14 protein-coding genes and 1 tRNA gene are annotated in these 12,502 nt (G+C 69.4%); 3 read left to right on the plus strand and 12 right to left on the minus strand.

The genetic code is table 11. The features are described from left to right. Nucleotides 1-657 (plus strand): sodium:solute symporter family transporter (locus IE231_RS07440; RefSeq protein ID WP_445977849.1); only part of this gene is annotated, 657 nt, incomplete at its 5' end. Here the strand turns inward: IE231_RS07440 and IE231_RS07445 are convergent. From IE231_RS07445 to rpsB, 6 genes are all read right to left on the minus strand, one after another. After that, nucleotides 638-1,213, minus strand: coding sequence for a DivIVA domain-containing protein (locus IE231_RS07445; protein ID WP_189693326.1), 576 nt, complete (start codon nt 1,211-1,213; stop codon nt 638-640). The genes IE231_RS07440 and IE231_RS07445 overlap by 20 nt on opposite strands. A 52-nt stretch (nt 1,214-1,265) precedes the next feature. After that, nucleotides 1,266-2,186, minus strand: coding sequence for a phosphatidate cytidylyltransferase (locus tag IE231_RS07450; protein WP_189693327.1), 921 nt, complete (start codon nt 2,184-2,186; stop codon nt 1,266-1,268). After that, nucleotides 2,186-2,743, minus strand: coding sequence for a ribosome recycling factor (gene frr, locus IE231_RS07455; protein ID WP_189693328.1), 558 nt, complete (start codon nt 2,741-2,743; stop codon nt 2,186-2,188). Before frr ends, IE231_RS07450 begins: the two co-directional genes overlap by 1 nt. 63 nt (nt 2,744-2,806) lie before the next feature. Continuing rightward, on the minus strand, nt 2,807-3,589 hold the full coding sequence (pyrH, locus tag IE231_RS07460) for a UMP kinase (protein ID WP_229866566.1): 783 nt from the start codon (nt 3,587-3,589) through the stop codon (nt 2,807-2,809). 144 nt (nt 3,590-3,733) lie between these two features. Beyond that, complete coding sequence (tsf, locus tag IE231_RS07465; RefSeq protein WP_189693329.1) at nt 3,734-4,570, minus strand: translation elongation factor Ts; 837 nt, start codon at nt 4,568-4,570, stop codon at nt 3,734-3,736. A gap of 98 nt (nt 4,571-4,668) precedes the next feature. Continuing rightward, nucleotides 4,669-5,577, minus strand: a complete 909-nt coding sequence (gene rpsB / locus IE231_RS07470; protein ID WP_189693330.1) for a 30S ribosomal protein S2 — start codon at nt 5,575-5,577, stop codon at nt 4,669-4,671. Nucleotides 5,578-5,963: 386 nt separating this feature from the next. On the opposite strand from rpsB, the gene IE231_RS07475 reads away from it, so the two are divergent. After that, entirely contained in the window at nt 5,964-6,593 is a 630-nt protein-coding gene (locus tag IE231_RS07475) for a M23 family metallopeptidase (RefSeq protein WP_229866567.1), read from the plus strand. A 22-nt stretch (nt 6,594-6,615) separates the two neighbouring features. On the opposite strand, the gene IE231_RS07480 is transcribed toward IE231_RS07475, so the two are convergent. Next, nucleotides 6,616-7,806, minus strand: a complete 1,191-nt coding sequence (locus IE231_RS07480) for an acyl-CoA dehydrogenase family protein (RefSeq protein ID WP_189693331.1) — start codon at nt 7,804-7,806, stop codon at nt 6,616-6,618. Nucleotides 7,807-7,866: 60 nt separating this feature from the next. Here IE231_RS07480 and IE231_RS07485 point away from each other — a divergent pair, with 60 nt between their 5' ends. Continuing rightward, on the plus strand, nt 7,867-8,223 hold the full coding sequence (locus IE231_RS07485) for a protease inhibitor I42 family protein (protein WP_189693332.1): 357 nt from the start codon (nt 7,867-7,869) through the stop codon (nt 8,221-8,223). Between the two features lie 98 nt (nt 8,224-8,321). On the opposite strand, the gene IE231_RS07490 is transcribed toward IE231_RS07485, so the two are convergent. The 5 genes from IE231_RS07490 to IE231_RS07510 form a co-directional block, all read right to left on the minus strand. Continuing rightward, nucleotides 8,322-8,395 (minus strand) — tRNA-Ile (locus IE231_RS07490). Between the two features lie 45 nt (nt 8,396-8,440). Next, nucleotides 8,441-9,637 (minus strand): glycosyltransferase, encoded by a 1,197-nt coding sequence (locus IE231_RS07495; RefSeq protein WP_229866568.1) that lies wholly within the window; start codon nt 9,635-9,637, stop codon nt 8,441-8,443. A 65-nt stretch (nt 9,638-9,702) separates the two neighbouring features. Further along, nucleotides 9,703-10,638, minus strand: a complete 936-nt coding sequence (locus IE231_RS07500; RefSeq protein WP_189693333.1) for a DMT family transporter — start codon at nt 10,636-10,638, stop codon at nt 9,703-9,705. Continuing rightward, nucleotides 10,638-11,279: a CDP-alcohol phosphatidyltransferase family protein gene (locus IE231_RS07505; protein ID WP_189693579.1), complete on the minus strand. Its 642-nt coding sequence runs from the start codon at nt 11,277-11,279 to the stop codon at nt 10,638-10,640. The genes IE231_RS07500 and IE231_RS07505 overlap by 1 nt, the downstream gene beginning before the upstream one ends. 89 nt (nt 11,280-11,368) lie before the next feature. Continuing rightward, nucleotides 11,369-12,352: a phage holin family protein gene (locus IE231_RS07510; protein ID WP_201896871.1), complete on the minus strand. Its 984-nt coding sequence runs from the start codon at nt 12,350-12,352 to the stop codon at nt 11,369-11,371. Nucleotides 12,353-12,502 lie beyond the last annotated feature (150 nt).

The raw sequence follows: 12,502 nt of genomic DNA on the forward strand, positions 1-12,502 counted from the left end.
ACAGCGTTACCGCAGGTCAGCAGGCAGTCCTCTCGAAACCGACCGCAAAGTGACCAAACTCAGGTCGGAGGCCCGCTCGGCACGGCACTCTCCGCCCTCGTGCTCGCCGGCGCGATGGCCGCATTCCTCTCGACGACGTCCGGCCTGCTCGTGTCCGTCTCCGGCGTCATCAGCCAGGAGCTGTTCGGCGGCAGTGTGCGGGGCTTCCGCGCCGCCGCCGCGACGGCCTCGCTGGTTCCCCTCGCGACCGCGTTCTGGGTCAGCCCCCAGGCCCTCGCCGGAACCGTGGGGCTCGTCTTCGCGTTCACGGCGTCGACCATCTGCCCCCTGCTCGTCTTGGGGATCTGGTGGCGCCGGCTCACCCCGGCGGGCGCGGTCGCCGGCATGGCAGCAGGAGCCCTGGCCTGCGGCGGCGCATTGACCACCTCCGCGATGATCGCCGCGGGCGCCTTCGGCGGTGATGCCCGGGACTCGGTGGTCGCGACGGCCTGCGCGCAGCCGGCCGCGTGGACCGTCCCCCTCGCGTTCGCGGTCATGGTGCTCGTCTCGCGCGCAAGCAGCCGCAGCATCCCGAGGGGCGCGGACAGGTTCCTCGTCCGGCTGCACTCCCCCGAGCCGCGCGGCGAGGCCGCCGAGCTCAGTCGATGGCAGCCATGAGCTCGACCACGCGGTCGAGGAACGCGTCGACCTGGGTCTCTTCGTACCCCTCCGGGCCTGTCACCGTGCGGAAGACGGCCACGCGGACCTCGTCGGCACTCATCGGCGAGCCCTGCTCGAGGTAGTCCAGGAGGCGCACGCAGAGGTCGTCGACGTCCTGCGTGTGGTAGCTCGGCGCCTTCTGGCTCGTCGGGCGGCGGAACCGCTCGCCGTCGGGACGCACGAGACGCCCACGGAGGACCCCGGCGAGCTGGCCGATCTGCCGCAGCCACGCGTCCTCGCCTGAGCGCTGGATCAGATCGTCTCGCTCGCGTCGCGCGAACGCGTCCTCGAGGCGGTCGAGGGCGGCGTCGACCTCGTTCGCGTCGTAGCCGCCGCGGACCGCGTCGAACGCGACCGTGCGCACCTCGTGGCTGGTCACCACTGGCGCGGAGTAATCCTCCAGATAGGCCCGTGCAGCGCCGAGGAACTTCTCCACCTGTTTGGGGCTGTAGCCGAGGTCCCCCCGTCCCACCCGGTCGAATCCTGCCGCCGCGCTGTCCTCACTGTGCGCCACGTGTGCGAGTCCTCTCAGTCATGTGATGGTCTGTCGGTATGTTTCCCGGCGGCTAGGAGGCCGGCAGGAGGCTGAAGACGAGGTAGGCCGCGGGGGTCGCGAACAGGATCGAGTCGAGCCTGTCCATCATGCCCCCATGGCCGGGGAGGATGCTGCTCATGTCCTTGATCCCGAGCTCGCGCTTGACCATGGACTCGGCGAGGTCCCCCGTGGTTGCCGCACCCACCATGATGACGGCGAGCACCACGCCCACCCACCAGGGGCGCCCGAGCATGAAGACAGTGCCGAGGATGCCCACGACCATGGCTCCCGCGACCGAGCCGGCGAAGCCCTCCCAGGACTTCTTGGGGCTGATCTTCGGTGCCATCGGGTGGCGGCCGAGGCTCGCGCCCACGATGTAGCCGAAGGTGTCGTTGGCGACGACGAGCAGCAGCGTCAGCACGAGCTCGAGCATGGGTCTGGGCAGGGAGCCGTCCGGCCAGAGGCCCAACCCGGGCGGAGGCGTTGCACTGTGCAGCGGCAGAACCGCGTAGCCGATGAGGAACGGGATCCACAGGACGAGGAACACGCCGGCGAAGGCACTCCTCGCCGCACCCTCGTGGTGCTCGAGGCTCTGCCAGATCAGGACCGCCGCGCAGCTGGCCACAAGGGCGAACAGCTGGGCCTCCTGGCCCCCGAAGTAGGCCGTCGCTGGAATGGCCACGGCCGCGGCGAGGACCGGGACGATCGGCACCCGCGTCCCGTGCGAGTCGAGCGCCCGGTACACCTCCCAGACGCCGAGCACCGCCGCCGCGACCGCGATCAGCGCGAACCCCACCGGCCACAGGAAGAGACCCGCGAGCAGGAGCACCAGCAGCGACAGGCCCACGCCGATTGCTGCCGGTAGGTTCCGTCCTGCCCGCGAGGGCGAGGACTTCCGCGCCCGGCGAGTGTCCGATGCCGCCGCCGGCACCTCGGGCTGGGGCGTGGTCATCAGACTTCGAGCAGCTCGGCTTCCTTGCGCTTGACGAGGTCGTCCACGGCGTCGGTGTGCTTCTTCGTGAGGGAATCGAGTTCCTTCTCGCCGCGAGCGCCCTCGTCCTCACCGACTTCCCCGTCCTTGACCAGCTTGTCGAGGGACTCCTTGGCCTTGCGGCGGATGCTGCGGATCGAGACCTTCGCGTCCTCGCCCTTGCCCTTGACGATCTTGACGTACTCCTTGCGGCGCTCCTGCGTCAGCTCGGGCAGGACGACCCGGATGACGTTGCCGTCGTTCGACGGGTTCGCGCCGACCTCGGAGTCGCTCAGGGCCTTCTCGACCTCGCGCAGCGCGCTCTTGTCATAGGGCGTGATGAGGATCGTGCGGGCGTCCGAGACCTGGAACGACGCAAGCTGCTGGAGGGGGGTCGGTGTTCCGTAGTAGTCCACCATCACCTTGGCGTAGAGAGCCGGGTTGGCGCGCCCGGTCCGGATCGATGCGAAGTCCTCCTTGGCCACCTCGACGGCCTTCTCCATCTTGTCGGTGGCTTCGAACAGGGTCTCTTCGATCACGTCGCACTCCTTGTGGACTTCGTTGCATCTGGGCTAGGAACATCCTAGCCGCACGGGCGATCCTCAGACGGTGACGCGCGTGCCGAGGTGCTCCCCGCGGATGGCCTTGGTGACGTTGCCTTCGCCCTCCATCCCGAACACGACCATCTCGAGGCGGTTGTCCTTGCACATGGTCATGGCGGTCTGGTCCATGACCCGGATGTCCCGGCGGAGCGCCTCGTCATAGGTCAGGTGCTCGAGCTTGGCAGCGGTCGGATCCTTCTTCGGGTCCGCGGTGTAGACGCCGTCCACGCCGCTCTTGGCCATGAGCACGACGTCGGCGCGCACCTCGAGCGCGCGCTGAGCCGCGACGGTGTCGGTCGAGAAGTACGGAAGGCCTGCGCCGGCGCCGAAGATCACGACGCGGTCCTTCTCCATGTGCCTGATGGCCCTGCGCGGGATGTACGTCTCGGCGACCTGCGCCATCGAGATCGCGGACTGGACCCGCGTCTCGACGCCGGCCTGCTCGAGGAAGTCCTGCAGGGCGAGGCTGTTCATGACCGTTCCGAGCATCCCCATGTAGTCAGCCCGGGAGCGGTCCATGCCGGAGAGGGAGAGCTCGGCCCCGCGGAAGAAGTTGCCGCCGCCGACCACGACCGCTATCTCGACCTCTCCCACCGCCGCGGCGATCTGGTCCGCGATCCCGCGCACCGTCGCCGGATCGACCCCGAGCTTGCCGCCGCCGAAGACCTCGCCCGAGAGCTTCAGGAGCACCCTGCGCCGTTGGTGCGGGGCGCCGTCGGCCGAGGGAACGGGCTCCGGGAGGGTGGAGGGGGCAGTGGGTTCGGCGGTCTGTACGGATTCCATGGAGGTGTCCCCTCGGGTCATGCGTTCTGGTGGGAGTCTGCGTCTAGCGTACCGGCAGCGGCTGCGCGCAAGGGCGCGCAGGACACAGCGAAGGGGCGGCCACGCAGTGAACTGAGTGGCCGCCCCTGGGCGGTTGGCGCGGTACTAGGCGCCGACGCGGAAGCGGGCGAACGCCGTGGCGTTCACTCCAGCCTCGGTCAGGACCTGCCCGACGGACTTCTTGGCGTCCTTGGCGAACGCCTGGTCGAGGAGCACCTCGCCCTTGTAGAAGCCGGTCACGCGGCCTTCGACGATCTTCGTCATGGCAGCCTCGGGCTTGCCCTCGGCCTTCGCGGTCTCCTCGGCGATGCGGCGCTCGGACTCGACGAGGTCGGCCGGGACGTCCTCGCGGCGGAGGTAGTTCGGAGCCATCGCGGCCACGTGCACGGCGACGTCGTGGGCCGCGGTCTGGGCCGTCTCACCCTCGCCGTCGACAGCGAAGAGCACGCCGACCTGCGCCGGGAGGTCCTTGGACGTCTTGTGCAGGTAGGCGTCGACGGTCTTGCCCTCGATGCGGGCGAGCCGGCGGACGACGACCTTCTCGCCCAGGACAGCGCCCTCCTCGACGACGAACTCGCTCAGCGGCTTGCCGTCGACATCGGCAGCCAGGAGCGCCTCCAGGTCCGAGGCACCGGAGGAGACAGCCGTGGCGAGCACCTTGTCGGCGAGCTCGATGAACTTGGCCGACTTCGCCACGAAGTCGGTCTCGCAGTTGACCTCGACCATGACGCCGGCGCCGTCGACGACCTTGGCGGCCACGAGGCCCTCGGCGGTCGAGCGGCCCTCGCGCTTCGTGGCACCCTTGAGGCCCTTGATGCGGATGATCTCGATGGCCTTCTCGGCGTCGCCGTTGGCCTCGTCGAGAGCCTTCTTGACGTCCATCATGCCGGCGCCCGTGCGCTCCCGAAGGGCCTTGATGTCAGCGGCAGTGTAGTTCGCCATAGGAACCCCTTACGTCGTAGTTCTGCAGTACTCGTTCACAAGGATGGCGTCCCGTGCCGGTGCAGGGACGCCATCCTCAAGCGGTCTGGGACCGGGTCTTACTTCGTGTCCTCGGCCTGAGCCTCGGAGGCCGGGGCCTCTGCGGCGGGAGCCTCGGCAGCGGGGGCCTCTGCGGTCGCCTCAGCGGCGGGAGCCTCGGAGGCCGGGGCCTCTGCGGGCGCCTCGGCCGGAGCCTCGGCGTTCTGGCCCTCGAGGAGCTCGCGCTCCCACTCGGCGAGCGGCTCGGCCGCGGTGCCCTCGGAGCCCGAGCCACGGTTCTGGCGGGCGATGAGGCCCTCGGCCACGGCGTCGGCCACGACGCGCGTGAGGAGGTTCACGGAGCGGATGGCGTCGTCGTTGCCCGGGATCGGGAAGTCGACCTCGTCGGGATCGCAGTTCGTGTCGAGGATCGCCACGACCGGGATGCCGAGCTTCTTCGCCTCGTCGACCGCGAGGTGCTCCTTCTTGGTGTCCACGACCCACAGGGCGGACGGAGTGCGGGAGAGGTTGCGGATGCCGCCGAGGGTCTTCTCGAGCTTGTCCTTCTCGCGCTGGAGGATGAGGAGCTCCTTCTTGGTGCGGCCCGAGCCGGCCACGTCCTCGAAGTCGATCTCCTCGAGCTCCTTCAGGCGCTGGATGCGCTTGGCGACGGTGGAGAAGTTGGTGAGCATGCCGCCCAGCCAGCGCTGGTTGACGTAGGGCTGGCCAACGCGGGTGGCCTGCTCGGCGATGGCCTCCTGGGCCTGCTTCTTCGTGCCGACGAAGAGCACGGTGCCGCCGTGGGCGACCGTGGCCTTGACGAACTCGAAGGCGCGGTCGATGTAGGACAGCGACTGCTGGAGGTCGATGATGTAGATGCCGTTGCGCTCGGTGAGGATGAAGCGCTTCATCTTCGGGTTCCAACGGCGGGTCTGGTGGCCGAAGTGGACACCGCTGTCGAGCAGCTGGCGCATGGTAACGACGGGCATGCCGACGCTCCTTCCGGCAGGTCTCAAGTTACGAGGGCGCGCGTGCGCGGCCCTTGCCCCTGCCATAGTTGACGGTTGACGACGTCCGGCCGGATGGCCGTGCGTCCCTGGCATCCCCTCCCCTCCCGACCGCTGATGCGGACCGACGGGCGGGCAGTGTCCCGCAGGACGCTGGATGCGCGGAGTCGGCTTCCCTCCCCGCTCCAGCGCGCCGGAATCCGCGGATCTGCAGAATCTGGCACGGCAAAAGAGGCTCGAAAAGCCGCGGTTCCCAGTGTACTACAGCGCGGGAGCGCCGCCGGGCGGCCTCGGCGCACGACGCCGGCTGTCCACATAGCGCTCCGACGCCCTTCCAGAGGTGCTCGCCACAGGGAAACAGTGGTGCCATGACGAGAGCACCGAAGGCACCACTCCGCGCTGCCGCAGCCCGCGGGAGAGAGTCGGCGCGGGGGTCCGCGGCCCTGGCGGCCGCCATCCTCATGGCGTCCGCTTCCCTCGTCGCACTGTCCCCTCAGCGGGCCGGGGCACAGGCGCTTCCGCCGCTTGGCGTGCTCGCGCGCGAGGCTGTCCAGCCCGCGCCGCGCGGGTGGGTCTGGCCGCTCGAGCCTCGGCCCGCCGTCGTGCGCCCGTTCGACCCGCCGAGCCGGCCCTGGCTGTCCGGGCACCGAGGAGTGGATCTGGCTGCGCCGAACGGCGCAGAAGTCCGCTCCCCCGCGGCCGGGACCGTCGTGTTCAGCGGGTGGGTCGTGGACAGGCCGGTGGTCACGGTGGACCACGGCGAGGGGCGCCGGAGCAGCTTCGAGCCCGTGTCGGGCTCGGTGCCCGTGGGCACCCGCGTGGACCGCGGGGCCGGGCTCGGCACGGTCACGGTGTCAGAAGCGGGACACTGTGCGCCTTCCACGTGCCTGCACTGGGGCGTGCGGGAAGGCGGCGCGGGCAGCGACGACTACCGTGACCCGATTGCGTTCATCGAGGACCGCCGCCCCTCGGTCCTCCTGCCGTGGAACGGAGGGTGAGGTGGGCGCGAAGGCCGTGAGGTCACACGATGGCGGAGATCCCCGTGATTGCACGGCCCGTGACGAGCGTGTTGATCTCGTGGGTGCCCTCGTAGGAGTAGATGGCCTCCGCGTCGGAGAAGACCTTGGCCATGCCGTAGTCGCTCACAATCCCGTTGCCGCCGAGCAGGCTCCGGCCGATCGCGACCGTCTCGCGCATGCGGGCCGTCGTGACTGCCTTCGCCAGGGCGGACTGCTCGTCACGCGCCTCCCCCGCGTCCTCGAGCTGGGCGAGGCGGACCATCATGCCCATCGAGCTCACGGCATTGCCGAGCATGGTCACGAGCTGGTCCTGGACGAGCTGGAAGGACGCGATCGGGCGCCCGAACTGCTCGCGCTCGACCGCATAGCTGCGGGCGATGTCGAAGGCGGCAAGCTGGGCGCCCACAGCCTGCCAGGCGACGGCGAGCCTCGTGACCTTGAGGACCTTGTTCGTGTCCCTGAAGCTGTTGGCATGCGCGAGCTTGAACTCGTGGGGAACCCGGACGTCCGTCAGCGTGATGTCCGCGTTCTGGACGGTGCGCAGGGCGATCTTGTTCTCGATCTTCGAGGCCGCGTATCCGGGGAGGGACGTGTCGACGAGGAAGCCCTTGACCTGGTTGTCCGCCTCGTCCCGGGCAAAGACGACCACCCAGTCGGAGAATGTCGCGTTGCCGATCCAGCGCTTGGCGCCGTTGAGGACCCAGGAGTCACCCTCGCGCCGCGCCGTCGTCCGCGTACCACCGGCCACATCGGATCCGCCGAGGGGCTCGGTGAGGCCGAACGCGCCGATCTCGTCCAGGGAGTAGGCGCTGGGCAGCCATGCGGCCTTCTGGTCCTCGGAGGCAAGAAGCTCGATCGAACCCGTGAACAGGCCGTCGTGGACTCCCATGAACGTCGCGATCGAGGCGTCGGCGCGGGTGAACTCGGCGTGGAGGAGGCCGGCCAGGAGATTGCTGTGCCCCTGCCGGCGCACCGGGCTCATGACGTCGAGCTCCGCAAGCTTTGGGATGAGGTGGTGCGGGAATTCGGCGCGGTTCCAGTGGTCGACGGCGATGGGAGTCACCTCGCGGCCCAGCCACTCGCGCACCTCGTGGAGGCGGTCCCGCTCCTTCTCGGACAGGAGGGCTTCGAAGGCGTAGAAGTCGCCGTCGGCGTAGGGGAGGGAGGCGGCGTCGTGACGGGACTGCGGCATGGTGTCTCCAAGGGCTTGTGCTACCGACCAGTAGTTACTGATGAGTAACATAAGCCCTCGGTGCCCGAGGACACAACTCCCGCCGCCCGTGAGATGCTCGGGACCATGGACACGGAGGGGTCGAGGGAGGTCCCCGTCGGGCAGGAGTTCACCGTCACCCTGCCCTTGGCGGGTGGCACCGGCTACCGGTGGGAATGCTCGGACCTGCCGGACGCGATCGCCGTCGTGCGTTCTGTGCCGCGGGTGCCTTCGAGCCCGGTCCCGGGCGCGGAGGCCCACCAGGCCTTCGAACTGCGGGCCACGGGGAGCGCGGGCCGCGCGGTGGATGTGCGCTTCGTGCTCCGGCGCCCGTGGGAATCCGAACCTGCCGCGCGGCACACCGAACGCGTGAGGATCACGGGCGCGCCGAAAGCATAAGGACCCTCGTGGAGGATCCTCACGGGCGCCGAGGCTTGCTGATGGGCGCCCGGCGGGAGACGCGTGAGGCCCGGAACCGACGGTTCCGGGCCTCACGGTAGGGCGTGTGGGACTTGAACCCACGACCAAGGGATTATGAGTCCCCTGCTCTAACCGGCTGAGCTAACGCCCCGAAGCCCCGCCGGAGGCGGGACGTCTCCCATCGTACTGGGAGGGCCTAGTGGTCTGCCCCGCGGTAGAGGGCCTCGAAAGTATCGAGGGTCGCCTTGATCCCGTGCTTCTGCACCATGCGGTGGCTTTCGGCCCCCATGCGGGCGATCTCCGCCTCGGGCTTGCCCAGGACCGCGGTGATCTTGGCCGCGAGGTCGTCGCTGTCGTTGGGGCGGAACAGGTAGCCGTTCTCGCCGTCGACGACGAGGTGCGGGAGCGCCATGGCGTCGGCGAGCACTACGGGGGTCGACGCGCTCATGGCCTCGAGCGTCACGAGGGACTGGAGCTCGGCGGTCCCGGGCATGCAGAAGAGGTCGGCGCGCAGATAGGCCTGGCGGAGCTCGTCGTCGGACGCGAGGCCGAGGAACGCAACGCGGTCGCGGAGGCCGAGGCGGTCGACGAGCTGCTCGAGGGCCGGCCGGACCTCCCCGCCGCCCACGATCTCGAGGTGGACGTCGAGGTCCCGCGGGGTCTTCGAGATGGCCTGGATGAGCACGTCGACGTGCTTCTCCTCGGCGAGGCGGCCGGCGAAGAGCACCGTGGGGTACGGATTCTTGGCCACGACCTCGTCGGGCCGCGGCTCGTAGGCGGCCACGTCGATCCCGTTGGAGAGGGGCAGGACCTCGGTGAGGAACGCGTGGTCACGCATGGCCTTGGCCGCGAGCGGAGTGGGTGTGGTGACCACGTCGGCCTGGCCCATCACCTTGCCCATGTCCTTCCACGACTGCCGCCCGACGATGTTCAGGAACCACTGCGGGAACGGGAGGAAGGGGTTGAGGTTCTCCGGCATGAAGTGGTTTGTGGCCACCACACGGATGCCACGCTTCACTGCCTCGTACAGGACGTGCTCACCGATCATGTAGTGGCTCTGGATGTGGACCACGTCCGGCTGGACGTGGTCGAACAGCAGCGCGATCTCCTTCTTGACCTCCCACGGGAAGACGATCCGGAAGTACTCGTGGGTGGGCACCGAGTGCGAGCGGAGCCGGTGCACGATCGCCTCGGGCCGGGTCTCGGTGTAGCTCTTGCCCTTCTCCGACCGGCTGGCGACGACGTGCACGTGGTGTCCACGGGCCGTCATCCCCTTCGCCAGCCGGTAGCCGAACTGGGCGGCGCCGTTGACGTGGGGCGGGTAGGTGTCTGCGCCGATCAGAATCGTCAGCGGTTTGCTGGTCAGGTCCGTCTCGAATTCAGGCGTCGTCACGAGGCTCTCCTGGTCGGGCGGTCCGGCGGTTCCGGTCCGCGGTTCCGGCGGGCCTGCCGCGCTGGTCAGCCGCCGGTGTGGGAACGTTCATCGGGCCCGGATCCGCCGCGGAGCTCGCGTGCGGCGTCCTTCTTCCGCTTCGTGACCTCCGGGTGGTGCCGGGACAGGGCAATGACCCCCACGATAGCAACGATGGCGGCCACACCCATGGCAACGGCGAGCACGGCGGGCACGTCGGGACGCAGCTCACCGAGGATGGTGATGCCGATCGCAATCCCGACGATCGGGTCGATCACTGTCAGGCCCGCGATCACAAGGTCGGGCGGTCCGGAGGAGTAGGCGTTCTGCACGAACCACGATCCCAGGCCGCCGGCGGCAACGATCGCCACGACGGAATACCACTGCACATTGAGAAGGAATTGTCCGTTGGGAGTGAGGAGGTCTCGGCCGATAATGCGCGTCAGGACGGCGACGAAGCCGAAGAGGACGCCGGCGCCCACGATGTAGACGAAGGCGCTGAGCCGGTGCCGGAAGGCGACGGCGAGTCCACCGAGCACGCCTACGGCCAGGGCGAGGAGCAGCACGATGGTGAGCTCCTCGACCGGCCCGACGTGATGGTTCTCGACGGTCGCGTTGACGGCGAGGAGCACGAACAGCGCCGACCCGGTGACGCATGCGCTGATGGCCACGACGGTGGGGCGGTTGATGGTGATTCCCTGGTCCCTGGAATTCACCACGGTGGTGATCACGAGGGCGATCGCTCCGATCGGCTGGATCACCGTCAGCGGTGCCGAGACCAGCGCGATCATGTTGCACAGCATGCCCGTGGCCAGCAGCGTCAGCCCGAGGATCCAGCGGGGATTCCGGAGCAGACGCAGGAAGCTGCGGGAGCTCAGCGCGAGACCGCCCATGTCCGCCTTGACGGCGCTGCCCTGGCGCTGCGCCCCGATCGCCAGGAAGAACGCGCCGAGCACGGCGAGGACGACGGCGAACCACACCATCAGCGGCCGCCTCCCCTGCCGATGTCCTCGCGCCTGCTCTCACGGACGGGCCTGCCCTTCGCCACGATGGCGCGGAAGTAGTTGGCCGCTGCGATCCAGTGGCCGATCAGCCCGAGTATGAGGAAGGCCCAGGCGATCGCCGCGTAGACCGGTGCCGCTGGGATCGCGAGCTTGGAGACGACCAGAAGCGGTGTTCCCACCAGCAGCAGGGCCGTCCGGACCTTCCCGATCTTTGAAACCGGCAGGTCCGGATGGTTCCGGAAGTAGAACAGCGACGCGGTGCCGAGCACGAGGTCCGGGACGAGGAGCGCCGCGAGGTACCACCACTGCACGACCCCGGCCAGCACGAGCGTGAGGGCCACCGCGAGAAGCGCGAGCCTGTCGGCTGCGGGGTCGAGGACTTTCCCGAGCGCGGAGACCTGGCCGAGGCGCCGCGCCACGTAGCCGTCCACCCAGTCGGTACCGCCGAGCACCACCAGGACCACCACGCCCCAGCCGTACTCACGCTGTGCCAGCACGAGCCACATGAACAGGGGGACGCCGAGGAACCTCAGGACGGTGATCGCGTTCGGCAGGGTGACCACGGCACTCGTCTCGGCGTATTCCTGTCCCGCCCTCGCACCCGCGTTGAAGAACCTCATGGTCGGCACGGCCCTGCGCTGCGGCGCGGACGCGCCGCCTGTCCCCCGACGGCCGCCGCTCCCCTATGCACGCTTGGGCTCCGGGAAGCTCAGCTCTTGACCAGTTTGCGCAGGAACACGACGAATGCCGTAGCCGAGACTGAGAAGACTGCCAGCGGGGCCCAGCGCTCCTTGAGCAGTTCCGTCGGGTCGACGCCGCTGCTCCGCGTCGCGCCAGTGCTGCCGGTCGAGACGATGCTTCCGGACACGACGGTGCCCCCGGATGCCGCGGGGCGGGCCGGCACAACTGTGCCGGCCGGAACGACCTCACCCGCCGGAACGACGGCGCCCGAGGCCGTGCCGGTGCCGCTGGTCCTGCCGAACGGGAGGCGGCCCTTCGTGCTGGTGAGGCTGGCCTTGACGTCGTCGGCCAGGTAGCCCGCCTGCCGCTTGACGTCCATCTCTGCGACGAGGTCCTCGCGGACGTCGAGGAGATGCTCACGGCGCTTGTCAAGGCGCTCGCGGAGTTCCGCCTCGCTCGGCGGCGGGAGCGAGACCTTGCCGTGGGCCCGGTCCTGGGCTTCCTTCTCGAGCCGCGCCCTCGCCTTCTCTGCTTCCTTGGTCGCCTGAGCGCGCTTGTACTGGATGGTGGACGGGTCGAGGAGGCGCGGATCGAAGTCCCGGCCCTGGGTGATCACCCCGATGTCGTACCGGACGCCGCGGATGGCGTCGGCCGGGATGAGGGGCATCGCCTTCTTGACCCAGCTCAGGCCGACCAGGGCAGCAATGGCGAGGATCACGAGGAAGGCCGCACCGACGATCAGCGCAGCAAGCCACCCGGGCATGACGGTCGCGAGGCCGAGGATCGCAGCGACCACGAGAGCGATCACCAAGAGGCCGAGGAAGACGAGGGCGACAGCGAACAGGCCGGCACCGATGCCGGCCTTGACCCCCCGGTTCTTGAGTTCGATCTTGGCCAGTGCGAGCTCGTCGTTCAGCTGCCGCGGCGCGAGCCGGGCGGCCTGGCCTACGAGGTCCGGCAGAGCGGCCAGCTTGGGCCGGCGCTCCGTCGGCATGCTGTGGCGTCCACTCATGTCGTCGTGTCCTTTCCTGTCGGTCCGGAACGCGCCAGGCGCAATCCGTGACCAAACTACCACCCAGCCCCGCCGGGGGGCCCGGTGCCGCGCAGGCCTGTCGCGGCGGGTTGCCAGTGGACGGTGCGGCGGGCGGCGGCGGCGGGCGGC

It is taken from the genome of Sinomonas cellulolyticus (assembly GCF_014656475.1).
GTDB classification, from domain to species: Bacteria; Actinomycetota; Actinomycetes; order Actinomycetales; family Micrococcaceae; genus Sinomonas; species Sinomonas cellulolyticus.